General features: G+C 68.2%; 21 protein-coding genes. 8 read left to right on the top strand and 13 right to left on the bottom strand.

Going from position 1 to position 19,019, the window contains the following annotated elements; genetic code table 11:
- Positions 1–5: 5 nt before the first annotated feature.
- Entirely contained in the window at positions 6–1,550 is a 1,545-nt protein-coding gene (locus FOC84_RS19475; RefSeq protein ID WP_254241711.1) for a phospholipase D family protein, read from the bottom strand.
- Between the two features lie 110 nt (positions 1,551–1,660).
- On the opposite strand from FOC84_RS19475, the gene FOC84_RS19480 reads away from it, so the two are divergent.
- Together FOC84_RS19480 and FOC84_RS19485 are read left to right on the top strand one after the other, a co-directional pair.
- On the top strand, positions 1,661–2,233 hold the full coding sequence (locus FOC84_RS19480) for a helix-turn-helix domain-containing protein (RefSeq protein WP_173145877.1): 573 nt from the start codon (positions 1,661–1,663) through the stop codon (positions 2,231–2,233).
- Positions 2,234–2,240: 7 nt separating this feature from the next.
- On the top strand, positions 2,241–2,777 hold the full coding sequence (locus FOC84_RS19485; RefSeq protein ID WP_173145878.1) for a GNAT family N-acetyltransferase: 537 nt from the start codon (positions 2,241–2,243) through the stop codon (positions 2,775–2,777).
- A 34-nt stretch (positions 2,778–2,811) separates the two neighbouring features.
- Here FOC84_RS19485 and FOC84_RS19490 read toward each other — a convergent pair whose 3' ends face one another.
- On the bottom strand, positions 2,812–3,144 hold the full coding sequence (locus FOC84_RS19490) for a hypothetical protein (protein WP_173145879.1): 333 nt from the start codon (positions 3,142–3,144) through the stop codon (positions 2,812–2,814).
- 245 nt (positions 3,145–3,389) lie between these two features.
- Here FOC84_RS19490 and FOC84_RS19495 point away from each other — a divergent pair, with 245 nt between their 5' ends.
- Both FOC84_RS19495 and FOC84_RS19500 read left to right on the top strand, forming a co-directional pair.
- Entirely contained in the window at positions 3,390–3,539 is a 150-nt protein-coding gene (locus tag FOC84_RS19495) for a hypothetical protein (protein WP_173145880.1), read from the top strand.
- A gap of 180 nt (positions 3,540–3,719) precedes the next feature.
- A complete protein-coding gene (locus FOC84_RS19500) occupies positions 3,720–4,535 on the top strand; it encodes an SDR family NAD(P)-dependent oxidoreductase (protein ID WP_173145881.1) in 816 nt (271 codons plus the stop codon).
- 9 nt (positions 4,536–4,544) lie between these two features.
- On the opposite strand, the gene FOC84_RS19505 is transcribed toward FOC84_RS19500, so the two are convergent.
- Together FOC84_RS19505 and FOC84_RS19510 are read right to left on the bottom strand one after the other, a co-directional pair.
- Positions 4,545–5,315, bottom strand: a complete 771-nt coding sequence (locus tag FOC84_RS19505; protein WP_173145882.1) for a sulfite exporter TauE/SafE family protein — start codon at positions 5,313–5,315, stop codon at positions 4,545–4,547.
- Positions 5,312–5,725 (bottom strand): sel1 repeat family protein, encoded by a 414-nt coding sequence (locus FOC84_RS19510; RefSeq protein ID WP_173145883.1) that lies wholly within the window; start codon positions 5,723–5,725, stop codon positions 5,312–5,314. The genes FOC84_RS19505 and FOC84_RS19510 overlap by 4 nt, the downstream gene beginning before the upstream one ends.
- 124 nt (positions 5,726–5,849) lie before the next feature.
- Here FOC84_RS19510 and FOC84_RS19515 point away from each other — a divergent pair, with 124 nt between their 5' ends.
- Positions 5,850–6,740, top strand: a complete 891-nt coding sequence (locus FOC84_RS19515; protein WP_173145884.1) for a LysR family transcriptional regulator — start codon at positions 5,850–5,852, stop codon at positions 6,738–6,740.
- 4 nt (positions 6,741–6,744) lie between these two features.
- Here the strand turns inward: FOC84_RS19515 and FOC84_RS19520 are convergent, their stop codons facing one another.
- Positions 6,745–8,148 (bottom strand): MATE family efflux transporter, encoded by a 1,404-nt coding sequence (locus tag FOC84_RS19520; protein ID WP_173145885.1) that lies wholly within the window; start codon positions 8,146–8,148, stop codon positions 6,745–6,747.
- Positions 8,149–8,288: 140 nt separating this feature from the next.
- Between FOC84_RS19520 and FOC84_RS19525 the strand changes: the two genes are divergently transcribed.
- Positions 8,289–8,771 carry a MarR family winged helix-turn-helix transcriptional regulator gene (locus tag FOC84_RS19525; protein WP_173145886.1) on the top strand — a complete coding sequence of 161 codons (483 nt, stop codon included), beginning with the start codon at positions 8,289–8,291 and terminating at the stop codon, positions 8,769–8,771.
- Here the strand turns inward: FOC84_RS19525 and FOC84_RS19530 are convergent.
- The 5 genes from FOC84_RS19530 to FOC84_RS19550 all read right to left on the bottom strand — a co-directional run bounded on the left by FOC84_RS19530 (position 8,768) and on the right by FOC84_RS19550 (position 12,796).
- Positions 8,768–9,709, bottom strand: coding sequence for a DMT family transporter (locus tag FOC84_RS19530; RefSeq protein ID WP_173145887.1), 942 nt, complete (start codon positions 9,707–9,709; stop codon positions 8,768–8,770). The genes FOC84_RS19525 and FOC84_RS19530 overlap by 4 nt on opposite strands.
- An 82-nt stretch (positions 9,710–9,791) precedes the next feature.
- Complete coding sequence (locus tag FOC84_RS19535; RefSeq protein ID WP_173150272.1) at positions 9,792–10,598, bottom strand: AraC family transcriptional regulator; 807 nt, start codon at positions 10,596–10,598, stop codon at positions 9,792–9,794.
- Positions 10,599–10,683: 85 nt separating this feature from the next.
- Positions 10,684–11,178 (bottom strand): hypothetical protein, encoded by a 495-nt coding sequence (locus FOC84_RS19540; RefSeq protein ID WP_173145888.1) that lies wholly within the window; start codon positions 11,176–11,178, stop codon positions 10,684–10,686.
- Positions 11,175–11,723, bottom strand: coding sequence for a hypothetical protein (locus tag FOC84_RS19545; RefSeq protein WP_173145889.1), 549 nt, complete (start codon positions 11,721–11,723; stop codon positions 11,175–11,177). The genes FOC84_RS19540 and FOC84_RS19545 overlap by 4 nt, the downstream gene beginning before the upstream one ends.
- Before the next feature lie 104 nt (positions 11,724–11,827).
- A complete protein-coding gene (locus FOC84_RS19550) occupies positions 11,828–12,796 on the bottom strand; it encodes a LysR substrate-binding domain-containing protein (protein ID WP_173145890.1) in 969 nt (322 codons plus the stop codon).
- A gap of 107 nt (positions 12,797–12,903) precedes the next feature.
- On the opposite strand from FOC84_RS19550, the gene FOC84_RS19555 reads away from it, so the two are divergent.
- The gene (locus FOC84_RS19555; protein WP_173145891.1) at positions 12,904–15,204 is read left to right on the top strand and encodes an NADP-dependent malic enzyme; all 2,301 of its coding nucleotides are present in this window, start codon (positions 12,904–12,906) and stop codon (positions 15,202–15,204) included.
- A 165-nt stretch (positions 15,205–15,369) separates the two neighbouring features.
- Here FOC84_RS19555 and FOC84_RS19560 read toward each other — a convergent pair whose 3' ends face one another.
- The 3 genes from FOC84_RS19560 to FOC84_RS19570 form a co-directional block, all read right to left on the bottom strand.
- Positions 15,370–15,750, bottom strand: a complete 381-nt coding sequence (locus tag FOC84_RS19560) for a hypothetical protein (RefSeq protein ID WP_173145892.1) — start codon at positions 15,748–15,750, stop codon at positions 15,370–15,372.
- A gap of 236 nt (positions 15,751–15,986) precedes the next feature.
- Positions 15,987–16,343 carry a DUF4148 domain-containing protein gene (locus FOC84_RS19565; RefSeq protein ID WP_054451663.1) on the bottom strand — a complete coding sequence of 119 codons (357 nt, stop codon included), beginning with the start codon at positions 16,341–16,343 and terminating at the stop codon, positions 15,987–15,989.
- A gap of 285 nt (positions 16,344–16,628) precedes the next feature.
- Positions 16,629–16,844, bottom strand: a complete 216-nt coding sequence (locus FOC84_RS19570; protein ID WP_173145893.1) for a SlyX family protein — start codon at positions 16,842–16,844, stop codon at positions 16,629–16,631.
- 78 nt (positions 16,845–16,922) lie between these two features.
- Here FOC84_RS19570 and FOC84_RS19575 point away from each other — a divergent pair, with 78 nt between their 5' ends.
- Entirely contained in the window at positions 16,923–19,016 is a 2,094-nt protein-coding gene (locus tag FOC84_RS19575) for a TonB-dependent receptor (protein ID WP_173150274.1), read from the top strand.
- Positions 19,017–19,019: the final 3 nt, after the last annotated feature.

The raw sequence follows: 19,019 nt of genomic DNA on the forward strand, positions 1-19,019 counted from the left end.
TCGGCCTACAGCAGGGGTTCCAGCGGCAACAGCGACACGAACCATACCGACAGGCGTTGCCACAGCGTGGTGCCGGGTTCGGTGTCGTGGCGGATGGTGTCGCCGTTGCGCTGTTCCAGCCAGTAGAGCTGGCCCTTGTCGTCCAGGCAGACACGGTAGGCGGACTTGGGGATGTCCTTCTCGAAAGCGTCGGCGATATGGCGCGCCAGCGTGGGGCTGTCTATGACGAAGCCCAGTTCGGTGTTGAGCTTGGCCGAGCGCGGATCGAAGTTGAAGGAGCCGACGAAGATGCGCCTGCCGTCGACGGCAAAGGTCTTGGCGTGCAGGCTGGAGCCCGAGCTGCCGAACGGGCCCATGCTTTTGTTGCGCTCGACCTCGGCGCCCATGCGCTTCATTTCGTAGAGCTCCACGCCGCTGGCCAGCAGGTCTTTGCGGCGCTTGGCGTAGCCGGAGTGCACCACGGCGACGTCGGTGGCTTCCAGCGCATTGGTCAGCACCTTGACCTTGACGCCGCTACGCGCCATCTGGGCAAAGGACTCGGTTCCTACTGCGGTGGGCACGAAATAGGGCGACACCAGTTCCAGATCGATGGCGGGCGTGCCGATGATTTCATGCAGCTGGTGCGGCAGCATCGCTTCGGGCGGCGCGGTGCCCAGTGTCTTGCGCGGATCGTCGCTGACCATGCGCGTGTCGGCCCATTCCAGCGTCAGCTCGCCGCGCAGCAGTTGCTGGATGAAAGGCAGCTTGCGCATGGCGTCGGCGTAGGCGGCGGCTTCGGGAGAGCGCTCGACCTGGGCGGCGGCCTGTTCCAGCTCGTCCAGCTCGCCGGAGCCGGTCTTCTTCAGCAACCGGTCCACCGGGTAGGCCGAGTCGCTGGCCCAGTAGCGGTCGAAGTCCGCCGATACGTCGTTGACCGCGGCGCCGAGGGCCAGCACGTCCAGGTCGGTGAAGAGCACGCCGCTGGCCGCGCCGAAGTATTCGTCGCCGATGTTGCGGCCGCCGATGATGGTGGCCTGGTTGTCGGCGGTGAAGGACTTGTTGTGCATGCGGCGGTTCAGGCGGCTGAAGTCCGTCACGTAGCCCAGGGATTTGGGCCAGCGCAGCACGAAGGGGTTGTACAGCCGCACCTCGATGTTCGGGTGCGCATCGAGCGCGGAGAGTTCCTGGTCCAGCCCGGAGGTGCCGTTGTCGTCCAGCAGCAGCCGCACGCGCACGCCGCGGTCGGCGGCTACGTGCAGGGCCTCCAGCAGCATGGTGCCCGTCATGTCCTTGTGCCAGATGTAGTACTGCACATCCAGGCTGCGCTCGGCGGCGCGCGCCAGCAGCATGCGGGCGGCGAAGGCATCGTAGGCGTCGGGCAGGGGGTGGATGCCGGATTTGCCGGGATGTTCGGCGGCCAGCGGCGCGATGGCGCGGCCCAGGGGTGTGTCCAGAGACGCCTCGGGCGTCAGGGCGTGGGACACGCTGCGGTTGTCCTGGGGGGGCAAGCCGCAGCCGCTCAGAAAGCTCAGGCAGAGGGCGGTCATGATCAGGGGTTTGGCCAAGTGCATGACCCGTATTGTGCCGAAATCGCGGAACGGACTGGGTTCGGGCCTGTCTGGCTGGCCGTTTTCCCCGGGAGGGCTTGACGATTTTCCGTATTTGAGAGAAATTCTCTAATATGGAAAATAACACGACACCCGAAGCCGATCTGGACCGGCGCATCGCCGGCCGGCTCAAGGCGCTGCGCCAGGAGCGCGGCTGGTCCCTGGATGAGCTGGCCGCCCGCGCCGGTCTTAGCCGCGCCACCTTGTCCCGCCTGGAAAACGCCGAGGTCAGTCCGACCGCCAGCGCGCTGGGCAAGCTCTGTTCGGCTTATGGCCTGACCATGTCGCGCCTGATGCTCATGGTCGAAGACGACTTCGTGCCGCTGGTGCCGCAGCAGGCGCAGGCCGTGTGGGTGGACGGCAGCGCCGGCTTTCGCCGCCGCTCTGTGTCGCCGCCCGCGCAGCAACTGGCGGGCGAGGTGCTGGCGTGCGAGCTGGAGGCTGGCGCGCGCATTGCCTATGAACGTTCGCCCAGGGCGGGGCTGGAACACCATCTGCTGATGCTGGAAGGCGAATTGGCCATCACCGTCGATGGGCAGGCGCATCGTCTGTCCCAGGGCGATTGCCTGCGCTACCAGCTGTTCGGCGCAAGCGAATTTTCAACCCCGCCGCATTGCGGCGCCCGCTACCTGCTCTTCATCGTCTGAGTCCATCATGTCCCATCCGAATCCTGAATTGATCCTGTTGTCGGCCCACGCCGCCGACGCCCTCGTGCCCGAACTGGCCGAATTGCTGCGCGCCTGCGTGCAGGGCGGAGCCAGCGTCAGCTTCGTGCTGCCGTACTCGTCCGAGGAGGCGCAGGCCTTCTGGCGCGCCAAGGTGGTGCCGGCGATCGCCGGCGGCAAGTCGGCGCTGTGGGTGGCGCGGCAGGAAGGGCGCATCGCGGGATCGGTGCAGCTGGATTGGGACACGCCGCCCAATCAGCCGCACCGCGCCGAGGTGCGCAAGCTGCTGGTGCATCCGGATTTCCGCCGCCGCGGCATCGCCCGCGCCTTGCTGGCCGAGACGGAAGCCATGGCGGTGCGATTAGGCCGCAGCCTGATCACGCTGGACACGCGCACGGGCGATAGCGCCGAGCCGCTGTATGCGTCGCGGGGCTACCAGACCGTGGGAGTGATACCGGGTTTCAGCCGCGATCCGCATGATGCCGCCAAGCTGGACGGCACCACGATCATGTACAAGCAGCTGTAATGGACGCTGCCGCCGCGGGCGGCAGCGATAGGGCTCAGGCCAGCGGCTTGATGCCCACGCTGTACGGCGGGGCGTTGCCGCGCGCCGGGGCCTTGATTTTCAGCATCGAGCCGCCCGGGGTGTATTCGAAGTCCTGGAAGGGCACTTCGAACCATTGATGAAAGCTGGTGCGCGAGAATTCAGGCACCCAGACCTTGGCGCGTTTGGCATCGCAGTGGAACTCGACCAGCGTGCGGTCTATGCCCAGCGGCCGGGTGTTGCCGATGCGGTAGCTGACTTTGAGTTCGGCGCGCGCGGTCGAGCCGGGGCGCCAGGCCAGGCCGACGGATTCCATGAATTTTTCGATCGCCTCGATACCGCGATGCATGACTGACTCCGAATGCAGGTGGGCGCAAGGCCCAAGAAAAGTGCCGTTTCCCGCGGCGGCGCGGCAAACACCCCGAATTATCCGTCATTCCAGGCCCGGACGTCTCCCGGCTTGCATCCCGTCAATCGGCGCCATTGAGTAAAGCAAATGGACGGCGCGCGGCCAGGCCAGCACCATGGCACCCATGTCCTCTATAAGACCTGCGCGGCCCGCGCCGGTCCGGACGCGAAATCCTAGGAGTCATCATGGCAAATTTCATACTGGCATTGGTCAATGCGGAACTCTCTCTCTTCGGCGTCGAGACGCCGGGCGCGGCGCTGGAACCGTCCGCCGCGCCGCAGGCGGCAAGCGCGCCTGCATTCGACAGCGAGCACTACCGCAGCGCGCTGGGCTGAGCGCGCGGAACACACCGTTGCAGGAATAGGCAGGATTCAAGCAAGAACGAGCCTGTACGCGCAGGCTCGCGATTCTTACCATCTCTTCCAGGGTCGGGGCGGCGTGTCCATTGCGGATACGCTGGTTCCGCCACGCTGCCGGGCGCGTTGCCGGCAGCGCACGCAAGGGAAGGGAATCGCATGAATACCGAAAAAATCTGGTTGGTGACGGACGCATCCACAGGGCTGGGCCTGGTCCTGGTGAAGATGCTGCTGGACTTGGGCCACAAGGTGGCTGCGACGTCGCAGGACGGCGATGCGCTGCTGGATGCGGTAGGCGCCAAGCTGGAGGGGCAGTTCCTGCCCCTGACGGTGAACCTGGCCGATGAGCGCAAGGTGCAGCGCGCGGTGGATGCCACGGTGACCGCCTTCGGCGGCCTCGACGTGGTGGTGAACAACGCGGGCCATGGCCTGCGCGGCGCGCTGGACAGCCTGCCGGACCAGGACCTGCGCGGCACGTTCGACATCAATGTGTTCGCCACGCTGAACGTGATCCGCGCGGCCTTGCCGCGCATGCGCGCGCAGCGCAGCGGCCATGTGTTCAATATCTCGTCCATCCTGGGCTTTGACGGCGGCCGGGCCGATTGGGGCGCCTATAGCGCGGCCAAGTTCGCCGTCAGCGGCCTGACCGAAGCGCTGGCCGCCGAGGTCGCGCCGTTCGGCATCCGGGTGTCGCTGGTGTACCCGGGCGCGCTGCGCGCCGCGGACGGCGAGCAAGCGCCCGAACGGGCGGCGCGCCATGCGCAGGCGGGCGACGCGGACGGCGATCCGGCCAAAATGGCGCGCACGCTGATCAATGCGGCGCAGGCGCAGTACGCGCCCCTGCACCTGTTCCTGGGGCGCGACGCCTTCGACCAGGCGCGCGCCAAGATCCAGTCGGTGCAGCAGGAATTGGCGCGCTGGCGCGAGATGTCCGTGTCCATCGGCTGCGTCGACGAAAGGCGGATGGCGGCCTGACGGTCGGGCTCAGGCGGTCCAGCCCTGCACCGCCTGGTAGGCGCCCAAGAGCGCCAGGCTCACCATGAAGCAGCGCTTGAAGGCCTGTGCCGACATCCTGCCGCGCAGCCAGGTCCCCAGCGCCATGCCGGCCAGCGCGGGCAGCAACATCAGCACGGACGCGCCGGCGGCCTCGGGCGTGTAGCCGCCAGTGAGCGCCAGGCCTAGCGCCAGGGCCAGGGTGGACACCGTGAACGAGATGCCCATGGCCTGGATCAGCCCGTCCCGGCCCAGGTTCAGGGCCTGCAGATAGGGCACGGCGGGGATCACGAACACGCCCGTGGCGGCGGTGATGACGCCGGTCGCTGCGCCCACCGCCGCGCCGGCCAGCCCCCGATGGCGTTGCGGCGCCCTGGGCGGCGAGCCGAACAGGCCCCAGGCGGCGTAGGCCACCAGCGCCAGTCCCAGGCAGACGCTGGCCCAGTGCCCCGACGGCGGGCCCAGCCACAGCGCGCCGCCTATCGTGCCTGCGCAGATGCCTGCCTGCATGGCGCCGATGCGGCGCAGCACCTGGGGCAACGTGGTCCATGGCCGGGCCTGCCACAGATTGGTGATGAGGGACGGCACGATCAGCAACGCCGCGGCCTGCGCCGGCGCCATGACCAGCGCCAGCATGGCCATGGAGATCGTGGGCAGCCCCAGGCCGACCACGCCCTTGACCACGCCGGCCAGGATGAACACCGACACGGTGACGGCGAGCAGCGCGGGCGTGCCGCCGGGAAGCAGATCCGGGAACGTCATGCGGGCTCGCAGCGGGCGGTCAGCCCCTCGCGTGGACGGCCGAACAGGGCGTAGGCGACGTCGTCCGCGCCCGCGCCATCCTGGCGCGCGGCGCGCAGCAGCCACCGCCGTCCTTCGCACAAATCAGCGCGCAGGGACTCCCCGTACAGCGCGGGGCCGCCGAGCAGGGCGATGCCCAGCATGCGCTGGGCGGGCGCATGGCCGTCGCGGGCGGCGGCGCGCAGCCACTGCTCCATGGCGGCATAGTCGCCCTGGGTCTGGGCCTCCAGCGCCAGGGCATATTTCTGCGCCGGCGTGGTGTGCGGGTCCAGGCTGCCGGCTTCGGCCAGGCCTGAGCCTTGCAGAATCAGGGCGAGTAGGGCGGGGGCGGCCCAATGGGCCTGCGCGCATCGCGGTTTGAAGGTCTTCATGGAATTTCCCCGGATCGAAAGGGCTGGGACTTCATTGTCATCTTCCACGCCATGGATCCTGTATCGGGATCTCGCATAGCTATCCTATGGCACGGCCTGAGGGTCGGCGTGCTACGCTTTTCGCATGCGATTCGATCTCACCGATCTGCGGCTGTTCCTCAACGTGCAGGAAACCGGCTCCATCACCGCGGGGGCCAGGCGCACCCACATGACGCTGGCGTCGGCCAGCGAACGCATCCGCGGCATGGAGGACACGCTGGGCGTGCCGCTGCTGCTGCGCGAGCCGCGCGGGGTCGAACCCACGCCCGCGGGCCGCACGCTGGCGCACCACGCGCGCGTGGTGCTGGCGCAGATGGACCGCATGCGCGGTGAACTGGACCATTACGGCCTGGGGCTGAAGGGGCTGGTGCGCGTGCTGTGCAACACCACGGCATTGAGCGAATACCTGCCGCCGGTGCTGGGCGCGTTTCTCAAGGACCATCCCCGCGTCTCGGTGGACCTGGAGGAACGCCTGAGCCACGAGATCGCCGACGCGTTGCGGGCAGGCACTTGCGATATCGGCGTACTGGCCGATACGGCCGACCTGCACGGCCTGCGCACGCAGGTCTTCCGCCACGATCCCTTGACGCTGATCGTGCCGCCGGACCACGCGCTGGCCGGCCGCCAGGCGGTGCTGCTGGCCGACGTGGCCGACCAGGAATTCGTCGGGCTGGTCGAAGGCAGCGCCTTGCAGGAACACATTGCGCATCATGCGCGCCGCGGCGGCAAGGCCTTGTCGTACCGCGTGCGGCTGCGCAGCTTCGACGCCGTGTGCCGGATGGTGGGGCAGGGCGTGGGCGTGGCCATCGTGCCGCGCGTCGCCGCGGCGCGCTACGGCCGGGCCGCGGGCGTGCGGCGCGTGGCCTTGGCCGACGACTGGGCCAGGCGCGACCTGGTGCTGTGCGTGCGCGAGACGCTGCCGGCCTATGCGGCGGCGCTGGTGGAATACGCGCTGCGGGACGCGCCTGCGCGATAGGGCGCTAGGAGCGCGCGAACAGCCGGCGCCAGCCCTGGGCGGGGCGGTCGAACCAGGAGCCCGACGCGACGGCGCCCAGGATGAGCAGGCCATAGACGCACATCGCCAGCGCGGCGATCGCGAAGAACAGGCTCAGCGATCCCGTCAGGCGCAAGGCGATGGCGCCGGCGCCGATGCCGAGCAGCAGGCGCAGGAACCCCGCGATCAGCGGCCATTTCAGGCGGCCGGCGCCTTGCGAGGCGAAGTACATGGAGAATCCCAGCGCAAAGAAGCCATAGACCGGGCCGACGGTGCGCAGGTAGCTGGCGCCGGCCTCCAGCATATGGTCCTGCGCGCCGAACAGCCGCAGCCAGGCCTCGGGAAAGAATGCAGCCGCCAGCCCGATGGCTTCGGCCAGCACAAAGGCCATGGCGCCGCCGGTCAGGGCGATGCGCTGCGCGCGTTCGGGCTGGCCCGCCCCGATGTTGGATCCCACCATTGCCACCATGGGCGCGCCCAGCCCGAAGGCGATGGGCATCAGCAGGTACTCCAGGCGCACGGCGATGCCGTAGCCGGCGACCGCTGCGGTGCCGGCGTAGGCGCCGACCAGTGCCGCCGTCAGCGCGACCAGGGCGTTGGTCAGGAACGGGTTGATGGTGGCCAGCGCGCCCACGCTGAGGATGTTGCGCATCAGGCCCGGATACAGGCGGCTGGGCACCAGCCGCGCCGCATTGCGTCCGCTGGCGCAATACAGGCCCAGGATCAGCGCGCCCAGGGCGTAGTAGATCACCAGCGCCCAGCCGCCGCCGGCCACGCCCAGCGCGGGAAAAGGCCCCCAGCCGAAAATCAGGCAGGGCGAAAGCGGGATCAGCAGCAGGGCGCCGCCGCAGATCACGGCGCCGGGCACCAGCATGTTGCCGGTGCCGCGGATGGCGCTGGCGAACGCGTTCATCAGCCACATCAGGACGATGCCGCCGAAGATGACGTCGGAGTAGGCCAGGGCCGCCTCGAGCGCCTCTCCTTCTGCGCCCAGCTTGCGGTAGAGCCATGGACCGCCAAGCAGCAGCACCACGCAAAACGCCAGCCCCAGCAATCCGTTGAGCACCACGGCGTGCAGCACCAGTTGGTCTGCCTCGCGTTGCCGGCCGCCGCCCAGCGACCTGGCCACCGCGGCCGAGATGCCGCCGCCCATCGCGCCCTGCGACATGTTCTGCATCAGCATCAACACCGGCACCACCAGCGCCACGCCCGCCAGCACCGGCGTGCCCAGGCGCGCCAGGAACCAGGTCTCGATCAGGCCAGTGGAGGACTGCGCCAGCATCATGAGGATGTTCGGCCATGCCAGGCGCGCCAGCGTGGGCGCGATGGGCGCATGCAGCATGGCCTGCAAGCGCGCGTTGGCGGGACGAGGCGGCAAAGGCGCGGACATAGGGAGGAACCCGTGGATGGCGTCTGGATATTTACGTGCATATGCCAATAAAAGTCAAGATTGGGCTAGACTTGGAACCCAAGCCGGCGGTAGCGTTGAATCCTCCCCGTCCTCCCCGTCCTCCACTTCTTGCGCCTGTCATGTCCGACGAACAGCCCTCCGCTCCCGCCGCCTCCATTACGCCCGATCCGCTGGTCTGCAACGGCGCGGCGCTGCGCAAGGCGACCCGGCGCGTATCGCAGCTGTACGACACGGTGCTGGCGCCCTGCGGCCTGAAGGTGTCGCAGCATTCCATCCTGGTGCACATCGCGCGCGCGGGCACGCCGTCCATGACGGACCTGGCGCGCATCATGGTGCTGGACCGGTCGGCGCTGGCGCACAACCTCAAGCCGCTGGAGCGCGACGGCTATGTGCAGATGTCGCGCGATCCTTTCGACGGCCGCAGTCGCCGCGTGGCGCTGACGGACGCGGGACGCGCCAAGCTGGCGGAGTCCAAGCGCCTGTGGAAAGACGCGCAGCGCCGCTTCGAGGCGGCTTATGGCGCCGAGCGCGCGGCCGCGTTGCGGCGCTCGCTGGCGGACATCTTTTCCGACGAGTTCGCGCTGGCGTTCAGCCGCGGCTAGGGCCTGTGCGGGCTGCACCCGCCAGAGGCTGCAGGCCCGGTGCGTAGCGCTTTGCCGCGCGAGTGGACCCCCGACCAGCCTAGTGCCAGCACCGCGCCCAGCACGCAAGCCATGCCCGCCAACTGCGCGGGGGCCAGGGACTCGCCCAGCAGTCCGGCGGCCAGCGCCACTGCCGACACCGGCGCCAGCGCCGTGAACAAGGCGGCCTCGGCGCCGTTGACGCGGGCCGCGCCCGCATACCAGAGCAGGAAGCCGCCCACCGTGGGCAGCAGCGCGTAATACGCCACTGCCGCCATGGCCGGCGCGGACAGGCTCAGGTTCCAGGGCGCTTCCGCCACGCTGGCCGCGGCCGAGAACGCCAGGCCAAAGCCCGTCATCAGCGTGGACAGCGCCAGCGGCGCCACTGGCTGGCGCAGCCGCTTGTTCAACAGGATGAACAGCCCCTCGCACAGCACCGCGCCCAGGATCAGCGCGTTGCCCGCCAGCGAACGCGCACCGCCGGCGCCGGCCGAATGACGCATCATCAGCCAGACGCCGAAGGCCGCCGCGACGATGGCGACCAGCGTCGCCTTGCCCGGGCGTTCGCCCAGCAGCAGGATGGCGATGGCGGCCGAAACCAGGGGCAAGGTGCCCAGGATGATGCCGCCGTCCACCGCCGATGCACGCTGCAGGCCCGCGATCAGCAGCGCGGTGTAGCCGACGCTGCCAGCGATGGCCTGGACGGCCAGCAGCAGCCAGTCGCGCGGCTCAAGCCGCGGCAGGCGCGCGCCGGTCAACGCCATTAGCAACGCAAAGCAGGGCAGGGCAATGGCGAAGCGCAGGGCGGTCGCCGTGAAGGGCGGCAAGCCCGTGCCGATGATCTTGCTGGCGGCCACCGTGCTGCCTACCAGCGCCATGGCGGCCGCCAGATAGCAATAGCCCCGCGTCCGACTGTTCATGACCCGATCCACGCCTCTGTGAGAGCAAGGCGCACAGGCTAAGCGCCCGGTCGCGGCCGGGTCTTGAACGAAATTGCAGGGATCAGCCGGCCGCCAGCGCGTAGCGCCGCGGCGATACGCCGTAGGCGCGCACGAACAGCCGGGTCATGTGGCTCTGGTCGGCGAAGCCGACCGCGGCCGCGGCATCGGCCAGGGCCGAGCCCTGCCGGATCAGGCTGCGCGCCAGCAGCAGGCGGCGCTGCACCTGGTAGGCGTGCGGGGTGAGACCGGTGTCGCGGGCGAAGGCCCGCAGCACCTGGTAGCGGCTCAGGCCGCTGGCCGCGGCCAGGTCGGCCAGCGACAGCGCGGCCGCCGGGTTGTCGTCGATCAGCGCGCGGGCATGGCGGATGGCGCCGGGAGCCGAGCGCGCAGGCCGGGCCAGACGTTCGGCGTCGCGGTCGCGCGCCTGCGCCAGGATGCGCAGCAGCAGCGCCTCGCAAGCCAGGGGCGCCGTGCCGGCGGTGGCCTGGGCATACAGCGCCAGCACATCGCGCGCCAGCGCCGGGCGGTCCTGCGCGGGGTGTTCGAATTCGTAGGCGCGTCCGCTTGCGCCCAGCTCGGCCGCGGCCTGGGCCACGACTTCCGGGTCCAGGTACAGCATCTGCCAAGCGCGTCCGCCGTCCCCGATGGGGGCGCCGTCATGCACTTCGCCGGGGTTCACCGTGATGACGTGCCCGGGGCCGGCCTCGACCTGGCCACGGCCGCTGTGCGAGACCTGGGCGCCCTGGCGCATGACGCCGATGCCGAATTGCTCGTGCGTGTGGCGCGCGAACGCATGCCGGCTATGCGCGGCCACGGCCTGCACGCCGGCGAGGGCGCTGCGTTGCATGACGAACTGGCCTGAGGTCATGGGGAGTAGGAGGGGCAAGAGGACTTGCGGGCAGTATCGCCTGCTCGCCCCAGGCGAATCAAGGGCCGGCGGCCCCGCCCTCAGGCTATTGCAGCCCGTTCCAGCGCGCCACCGCCGGTTCGGCCGCGGCCCACTTCCACTGGCCGCCCGGCTGCTGGCAGATCATGCTGGAGTAGGCGGGCGCGGGCGCGTCCTTCTGTTCCACCGTGAACAGCACTTCGCGGCAGTGGGTCAAGGGCGTGGCGATGTCGCGCACCACCTGGATGCCGCCGCGCTCGCTGCCCACCGGCAGCGCGTGGCGGATTTCCCACTGGCGCACCTGGCCGATGGGCAGGGCGCCCGCCGCATTGGCCATGACGTTCTGCTGGTCGTTCTTCCACTCGCGCAGCACGTACTTCACGGTGGCATCCACCGCCGCCTGCACCGTGACGCCGATGGCGTAGCCCGCCACCGGATTGGCGGTGGCCGCGCCGCTGACGGTGCCGACCACGGCGCCCGCCGCGCCGCCGATGGAGGAACTCTGGCAGCCGGCCAGGCCCAGGCAGGCGGCCAGCGCCAGCAGGCTTGCGGCGCGCGTCACTGCAGGGAGCCCCAGCGGGCGGTCGCAGGCTCGGCGCTGGCCCAGCGCCAGTGCTCGCCGTCGCGGCAGACGGTGGTGACGTAGAACTCGCGCAGCGGATCGGCGCCGGCCTTGTCGGCTGGCGTGTCGATGGAGAAGACCACTTCCTTGCATTCCAGGTTCACGCCGCCGATCAGCCGGCTGACCGTGACCTGGCCTTGCGCATCGCTTTCGATGGGGATCTGATGCTTGACCTGCCAGTTGGCCACCTTGCCCACCGCCAGCGGGCCGGCGGCCATGGCGATGGCGTCCTGCTCTTCGCCGCGGGTCTTGCGTTGGGCGTAGGCCAGCGCGGCTTTGGCGCCGGCCTGCACGCCCAGGCCGATGCCGGTGGCGACGGTGGCGTTGTCGGTGACCTTGTTGGCGATGGCGGTGCCGGCGATACCGGCCGCCGCGCCCGTGCCTTCGTTCAGCAGCGAATTGCAGCCGGACAATCCGGCAAGCGCGGCGAAGATGAGGAGGGCGATCGCGCCGCGGCCCGGGTTGATAGGCGGAAGTGTGAACAAACTGCATGCCCTCCTGCTTGTTGCTTGGCGCGGGAAGTATAGGAGGGCGCGCCGCCGCAGTGCGAGCGTATTTGCATTTGTTGGCAATTTTCCTGCCGCGCGGCTCAGGCGGACGGGCGCGCACCCTTGGTATAGGCCTCGCGCAGCGCGGCGGCGAACAGCGCGTCGACATTGCGGCGCAAGCCCCCGGCGCGGGTGAACAGCGCGATCGGCGGCAGGGTCCAGTCGAAGGAGTAGGGCACGATGGCCGCGCCGGCGATGCGCACCAGCTCGTCGGCGATGTCGGCGGGCAGGATGGCGACGGCACGGTCGCTGGCCACGATCATTTCGCCGATCAGCTTGGACGAATCGCTCTGCACCGATGGGGTGGGCGGCGCCAGGCCGGCACGCAGGAAGATCTCGGACACCTGTTCGCGGATCGGGCTGTCCGGCGTGCCCAGGATCCAGTCCAGGTCGGCCAGCCGGTTCCATTCCAGCCGCGAGCGGCCCAGGCGGGCGGCCAGCCGCCGGCTGGCGATCAGGCGCGGCTGCTGGTGGTAGAGCACCTCGAAGCCCAGATTGTCCATGTCCACCGAAGGCGTGGCCCAGCCCACCACCAGGTCCAGCGTGTGGTCGCGCAGTTGGCGCAGCAGCGCCGGGCCCTGGCCTTCGTGGATGGTGGCGGTGATCCGGCGGCCCTGGGGCAGCGTGCGGCTGATGGCGGACGACAGCATCTGTCCGGAGACGAAGGGGATGACGCCGATGTGCAGATGGGCGGCATGGCCCGCCGCCACCGCCTCCATTTCCTGGACCAGGTGCCCCAGGTCGTGGACCAGGGCGCGGGCCCGCGCCAGCACCACCGCGCCCAGGGGCGTGGGCGTCATGCCGCGCACCGAGCGTTCGAACAGGGGCACGTCGAACATGCTTTCCAGTTCGGCCAGGGCATTGGTGACGGCCGGCTGGCTGGTGGCCATGTGCTCGGCCACCCGGGTCAGCGAGCCGTGCTGCTCGATCTGCAGCAGCAGCACCAGGTGGCGCATCTTCAGCCGCGAGGTCAGTTTCCGGATAACGAGGTCCGGATCAAAGGCTGTCATAGGCGGTGCATAAGGTAAAGATTATGGAACGATATCAAAGTTGAATGATCTGCTTATGTATTGAAGCCTAGAATTTTTCCTATATCAAGACAAGGAGGCTCTGCCCCATGAATACGCAATCGGACCGCCAGGCCGCCCTGGACTATCACGAGTTCCCCACCCCGGGGAAGATCTCCGTCGTGGCGTCCAAGCCGCTGGTCAACCAGCGCGACCTGGCCCTGGCGTACTCGCCCGGCGTGGCGGCAGCCTGCGAAGAAATCGTGGCCGATCCGGCCAATGTGTACCGCTACACGGCGCGCGGCAACCTGGTGGGCGTGATCACCAACGGCACCGCGGTGCTGGGTCTGGGCAACATCGGCGCGCTGGCCTCCAAGCCGGTGATGGAAGGCAAGGCGGTGTTGTTCAAGAAGTTCGCCGGCCTGGACGTGTACGACATCGAGATCAACGAGACCGATCCGGACAAGCTGGTCGAGATCATTGCCGGCCTGGAAGCGACTTTCGGCGGCATCAACCTCGAAGACATCAAGGCCCCGGAGTGCTTCACCGTCGAGCGCAAGCTGCGCGAGCGCATGAAGATCCCCGTCTTCCATGACGACCAGCACGGCACGGCCATTACGGTTTCGGCCGCCTTCATCAACGGCCTGAAGGTCGTGGGCAAGGACATCAAGCAGGTCAAGGTGGTGACCTCGGGCGCCGGCGCGGCCGCGCTGGCCTGCCTGGACCTGATGGTGGACCTGGGCCTGCCGCTGGAAAACATCTGGGTCACCGACATCGAAGGCGTGGTCTACGAAGGCCGTACCGCGCTGATGGACCCGGACAAGGCGCGCTTCGCGCAGAAGACCGACGCCCGCAAGCTGGCCGAGGTGATCCCGGACGCCGACGTGTTCCTGGGCCTGTCGGCCGGCGGCGTGCTCAAGCCCGAGATGGTCGCGGCGATGGGTCCGCGTCCGCTGATCCTGGCGCTGGCCAATCCCACGCCCGAGATCCTGCCGGAAGTGGCGCAATCGGTGCGCGACGACGTGGTCATGGCCACGGGCCGTTCGGATTATCCGAACCAGGTCAACAACGTGCTGTGCTTCCCCTACATTTTCCGCGGCGCATTGGACGTGGGCGCGACCACGATCACCCGCGAGATGGAAAAGGCGGCGGTGTACGCCATCGCCGAGCTGGCCGAAGAGGAACAGAACGAAGTCGTGGCCGCGGCCTACGGCACGTATGACATCTCGTTCGGCCCCGAATACCTGATTCCCAAGCCCTTCGATCCGCGCCTGATCGTGCGCATCGCCCCGGCGGTGGCCAAGGCCGCGATGGAAGGCGGCGTGGCCACGCGTCCGCTGGCGGACCTGGAGGCCTACGCGGAGCAGCTGCAGCAGTTCGTGTACCACTCGGGCGCCTTCATGAAGCCGCTGTTCTCGGCGGCCAAGCGCATCGTGCGCGAAGGCGGCAAAGCCCGCATCGTGTTCACGGAAGGCGAAGACGAGCGCGTGTTGCGCGCGGTGCAGGTGATCGTGGACGAAGGCCTGGCCCGTCCCATCCTGGTGGGCCGCCCCGCGGTCCTGCTGTCGCGCATCGAGAAGTTCGGCCTGCGCCTGCGCCTGGGCGAAGACGTTGAAGTCACCAACCCCGAATACGACGAGCGCTTCCACCAGTACTGGACTACGTACTGGGAACTGATGTGCCGCCGCGGCATTACCAAGGAAATGGCGCGCGTGGAAATGCGCCGCCGCCTGACCCTGATCGGCGCGATGATGGTGCATCTGGGCGACGCCGACGGCATGGTCTGCGGCACGGTGGGCGCTTACCACGACCACCTGCGCTTCGTGGACGAAGTCATCGGCCGCCGTCCCGGCCACAACGTGTACGCCGCCATGAACATCCTGCTGCTCAACGAGCGCACGGTGGTGCTGGTGGACACGCATGTCAATGACGAGCCTTCGGCCGAGCAGATCGCCGAGTTCACGGTGATGGCGGCGCAGGAAATGGCCCGCATGAACCTGGCGCCCAAGGTCGCGCTGCTGTCGCGTTCGAACTTCGGTTCGGGCAGTTCGGCGTCTGGCGCGAAGATGCGCCGCGCGCTGGAGCTGGTGCGCCAGGCCGCGCCGGACCTGGAGATCGACGGCGAAATGCATGGCGACTGCGCGCTGGACGAAGCCTTGCGCATGCGCATCCTGCCCTCGTCTTCGCTCAAGGGCCAGGCCAATCTGCTGGTGTGCCCGAACGTGGACTCGGGCAACATCGCCTACAACCTGTTGAAGACGGCTGCCGGCGGCAACGTGGCGGTGGGGCCGTTCCTGCTGGGCGCCAACGCACCGGTGCACATCCTGACCTCCAGCTCCACCGTGCGCCGCATCATCAACATGACCGCGATGACGGTGCTGGACGCCAACCGGACCGAAGCCTCGGCCTGATCCGGTTCTTGCGCGCGCCTGCATGGCGCGCGCGGACACGGCACAAAAAAAAAAGCGCCGCTCCATCATGGAGCGGCGCGCTTTTTCTTGCGTTGGCGCAGAAGTTGCTTTTTGCGCTGGCGCAGAAGTTGTAGCTGGCGCTGGGGTTCAGCGCCGCACGACCTTTTAATTGCTGCTGGCCTTCCAGGTGCCGTCAGGCTGTTTGCAGAACCAGAACTGCCACTTTTCAGTGGTGGCGCCGCGGGCGAAATCGCCCACCAGGAAGCGGCAGACGCGGTCGTCCTTGACCTTGCTGGTCTGGGTGGGGGTCAGCTGCACGGTGATGGGCGGAGCCTTTTTGGGCTGGTGCGTGCTGCTCCATTGGGTGCGCTGGCCGTCGGCCGAACTGTTCAGCGACTGCGCCACGGCTTGGTGGAACGAGGGCTGATCGCCCTTGGGGATCTGCGTGATGATGGCATTGTTCAGCATCACCGGAGGCGCGGCGAAGGCCGGCGCGGAGATGCCGCAAGCCATCAGCAAAGAGGCGAGAACGCGGGTGTGTTTCAAGATGGGCTCCCTGTTGAGTCGTAGTGTTATGCCTGATCTTGGGGCGATAGTACGCGAACGGATGGAACAATGCCTTGCGCGGTCCTTGAAATCGGCCGTTTTTGCCTTGAGGCCGCACGGCAATGATGAAAGCCGCGCTTCATGAAGCGCGGTTGCCACCTTCCGCACAGACGAAAAAAGGCCGCCAGATGCTGGCGGCCAAGGTACAACAAGGGGAGGGGTAAATCCGCGTGCGCTCAGTTGCCGTGGTAGACGCCTTGGAAGGGCACGTTGTTGGGTTCCACGTCGGCCATCTGGCCGGCGGCGCGGGCGGCGGCCAGTTCGGCGCGGACTTCAGCGCGGGTCTTGCCGGTGTGGGGCGTGCCGTAGACGCCTTGGAAGGGGACGTTGTTCGGTTCCACTTCGGCCATCTGGCCGGCCGCCTTGGCAGCAGCCAGTTCGGCCTGCACCTGGGCGCGGGTCGGGCCTTCGTACGGGGTGCCGTAGACGCCTTGGAACGGCACGTTGTTGGGTTCGATGTTGGGCGAGGCGGCGTAGGCGCCGGCGCTTAGCGCGGCCAGGGACATCATCAAAGCGGTAGCAAGGGTCTTCATGGTAAATCTCCGATTTCAAGAGCTTTGGGAGCGAATCGGCGGCCTATCCGTCTGGTTCGTTGCTGTTTCCCGATGGCTCAATAGTGCGCTGAATCGGACTAGGGATAAACCCGTATATTGGTAAAAGATATTCCCACCAGTGGAAAGATAGCTATTTTCTTGGGATATATTTTCCATTGGTGGAACGCATGGCAGGCGTTCCAGGCGGACAGAAGCCTGGAAATCGGCGATTCCATGAGATCCGGCAGCGGATAGGGGGAAAGCCGCTAGGGCGGCGGCCTCAGCTCAGTAGTGCGGCGGCAGTTCGTCGCGCAGGCTGCGGAAGGGGGCGGCGCCCTCGGGCGCTTGCTGGCGCAGGTCGGCCACTTCACGCATCAGTCGGTCTATCTGCTGTTGCTGGCGGACGATGATCTGGTTGAGTTGTTCCAGCAGATCGTCGGAGAAGCTGGCCTTGACCTCCAGCTCCAGCAGGCGGCGTTCGATGTCTTGCGAGTTATCCATGGCGGGTATTAGAACCGATTCCCGCCGCGGTCCCTACAGGAGGCGTGCTTGGCGGAACAGGAGTGGTGGCGTTCGGGCATGGGGCGCTGGGCCATGCAGGGCCTGCTGGCGTCGTTTCCGGCGGCAGCCGCCTGGGCGCAGGAGGCCGAACCGCTGCTGCCCGCGGTGGTGGTGACGGGCACGCGGCTGGGCACGTCAGTGCTGGACACGCCCGCTTCGGTGAACGTGGTGGAAGGCGCGGCCATGCGCCTGAACCAGCCGGGCATCAACCTGTCCGAAGGCCTGGCCGGCGTGCCCGGCCTGCAGATCCAGAACCGCCAGAACTACGCGCAGGACCTGCAGATATCCAGCCGCGGCTTTGGCGCGCGCTCCACCTTTGGCGTGCGCGGCGTACGCCTGTATGTGGACGGCATACCGGCCACCATGCCGGACGGGCAGGGGCAGACGTCGAATATCGACATAGGCTCCATCGGCCGCGTCGAAGTGCTGCGCGGCCCGTTTTCGGCCTTGTATGGCAATTCCTCGGGCGGCGTGATCCAGGTGTTTACCGAGGATGGCGTGGAGCCGCCGTTGCTCGCGGCCAGCGGCTGGGGCGGCAGTTACGGCACCTGGCGCTATGGGGCGCGCGCGAGCGGAACCAGCGGCGCGGCCGGCGGGCTGGACTATGTGCTGGACCTGACCCGTTTCACCGCCGACGGCTATCGTGACCACAGCGCGGCCCGCAAGAACCTGGGCAATGCCAAGCTGGGCCTGCAACTGGACGACGCCAGCCGGCTGACCATCGTGGCCAATAGCGTGGACCTCAAGGCGCAGGATCCGCTGGGGCTGACCTACCAGCAATTCCAGGACGACCCGCGCGCGGCGCCCGTGGCCGAGCTGTACGACACCCGCAAGACGGTCAGGCAGACCCAGGGCGGCGTGATCTACGAGCGCCAGGTCGACAGCCGCAACACCTTGCGCCTGATGGCCTATTACGGCCAGCGCGATACCACGCAGTACCAGGCGATCCCCCCTGCCGCGCAGCTGGCGCCCACCCAGGCCGGCGGCGTCATCGATCTGAAGCGCCAGTACGGCGGGGCGGACCTGCGCTGGACCTCCGAGCAGACGATGGCGGGCCGGCCGCTGACCCTGATCGGCGGTTTTTCCTACGATTCCATGCGCGAGGACCGCAAGGGCTACCAAAACTACACAGGCCAGGGCACGAGCCGCCAACTGGGCGTGCAGGGCGCGCTCAGACGCGACGAGACCAATACGGTCTACAACGCCGATCCCTACTTGCAGGCCTCCTGGCAGGTGTCGCAGCGCTGGACGCTGGACGCGGGCCTGCGCTACAGCACCGTCAGCTTCGATTCCAACGACCATTACCTGGCGCCCGGCAATGCCGATGACAGCGGCGATGCGCGCTATCGCAAGGCCTTGCCGGTGGCGGCCATCCGCTATGCGCCGAATCCGGAGCTGAGCTTTTACGCTTCGTATGGCCGGGGCTTCGAGACGCCGACGCTCAACGAGATCTCATACCGCCCCGGCGGCCAGCCCGGCCTGAACTTCGGCCTGGCGCCCGCCCTCAGCACCAACCTGGAGGCCGGGGTGAAGGCGGGGCTGGGCGGCGGCTTGCTGACGGCCGCGGTGTTCCATACCGGCACCGATGACGAGATCGTGTCCGCGGGCAGCGCGGGCGGCCGGACCACTTATCAGAACGCCGGCCGCACGCGGCGCGACGGCGTGGAGCTGGGCTGGTCCGGCGAATTCGCGCGGCATGGGCGCGTGCAGCTGGCCTATACCTGGCTGAATGCGCGCTACGCCGACGACGGGCCGGGCGATATCCGCGCCGGCAACAAGATTCCCGGCATCGCGCGGCAGGCCGCCTATGCCTCGCTGGCCTGGGCGCCGTCCGAAGGTTGGCAGGCCTCGGTGGAAGGGCGTTTCCTCAGCAAGGTCTACGTGAACGACGCCAACGACGGCGATGCGCCGGGTTACTTCGTTGCGGCATTGAGTGCGGGCTACGTGCTCAAGGCGGGGGCCTGGGAACTGAACGCCTATGGGCGCGTGGACAACCTGTTCGACCGCCATTACGCCGGATCCGTGATCGTCAACGAGACCAACGGACGCTACTACGAGCCGGCCGCCGGGCGCAGCCTGGGCGTGGGCGTCGGCGCGACCTACCGGTTTTGAGGC

The sequence above is a fragment of the Achromobacter pestifer genome, assembly GCF_013267355.1.
GTDB lineage: Bacteria > Pseudomonadota > Gammaproteobacteria > Burkholderiales > Burkholderiaceae_B > Achromobacter > Achromobacter pestifer_A.

Excerpts from the sequence above, each read along its gene's own strand:
- FOC84_RS19475 (WP_254241711.1), bottom strand. The coding sequence starts at position 1,550 with ATGCACTTGGCCAAACCCCTGATCATGACCGCCCTCTGCCTGAGCTTT.
- FOC84_RS19480 (WP_173145877.1), top strand. The coding sequence starts at position 1,661 with ATGGAAAATAACACGACACCCGAAGCCGATCTGGACCGGCGCATCGCC.
- FOC84_RS19485 (WP_173145878.1), top strand. The coding sequence starts at position 2,241 with ATGTCCCATCCGAATCCTGAATTGATCCTGTTGTCGGCCCACGCCGCC.
- FOC84_RS19490 (WP_173145879.1), bottom strand. The coding sequence starts at position 3,144 with ATGCATCGCGGTATCGAGGCGATCGAAAAATTCATGGAATCCGTCGGC.
- FOC84_RS19495 (WP_173145880.1), top strand. The coding sequence starts at position 3,390 with ATGGCAAATTTCATACTGGCATTGGTCAATGCGGAACTCTCTCTCTTC.
- FOC84_RS19500 (WP_173145881.1), top strand. The coding sequence starts at position 3,720 with ATGAATACCGAAAAAATCTGGTTGGTGACGGACGCATCCACAGGGCTG.
- FOC84_RS19505 (WP_173145882.1), bottom strand. The coding sequence starts at position 5,315 with ATGACGTTCCCGGATCTGCTTCCCGGCGGCACGCCCGCGCTGCTCGCC.
- FOC84_RS19510 (WP_173145883.1), bottom strand. The coding sequence starts at position 5,725 with ATGAAGACCTTCAAACCGCGATGCGCGCAGGCCCATTGGGCCGCCCCC.
- FOC84_RS19515 (WP_173145884.1), top strand. The coding sequence starts at position 5,850 with ATGCGATTCGATCTCACCGATCTGCGGCTGTTCCTCAACGTGCAGGAA.
- FOC84_RS19520 (WP_173145885.1), bottom strand. The coding sequence starts at position 8,148 with ATGTCCGCGCCTTTGCCGCCTCGTCCCGCCAACGCGCGCTTGCAGGCC.
- FOC84_RS19525 (WP_173145886.1), top strand. The coding sequence starts at position 8,289 with ATGTCCGACGAACAGCCCTCCGCTCCCGCCGCCTCCATTACGCCCGAT.
- FOC84_RS19530 (WP_173145887.1), bottom strand. The coding sequence starts at position 9,709 with ATGAACAGTCGGACGCGGGGCTATTGCTATCTGGCGGCCGCCATGGCG.
- FOC84_RS19535 (WP_173150272.1), bottom strand. The coding sequence starts at position 10,598 with ATGACCTCAGGCCAGTTCGTCATGCAACGCAGCGCCCTCGCCGGCGTG.
- FOC84_RS19550 (WP_173145890.1), bottom strand. The coding sequence starts at position 12,796 with ATGACAGCCTTTGATCCGGACCTCGTTATCCGGAAACTGACCTCGCGG.
- FOC84_RS19555 (WP_173145891.1), top strand. The coding sequence starts at position 12,904 with ATGAATACGCAATCGGACCGCCAGGCCGCCCTGGACTATCACGAGTTC.
- FOC84_RS19565 (WP_054451663.1), bottom strand. The coding sequence starts at position 16,343 with ATGAAGACCCTTGCTACCGCTTTGATGATGTCCCTGGCCGCGCTAAGC.
- FOC84_RS19570 (WP_173145893.1), bottom strand. The coding sequence starts at position 16,844 with ATGGATAACTCGCAAGACATCGAACGCCGCCTGCTGGAGCTGGAGGTC.
- FOC84_RS19575 (WP_173150274.1), top strand. The coding sequence starts at position 16,923 with ATGGGGCGCTGGGCCATGCAGGGCCTGCTGGCGTCGTTTCCGGCGGCA.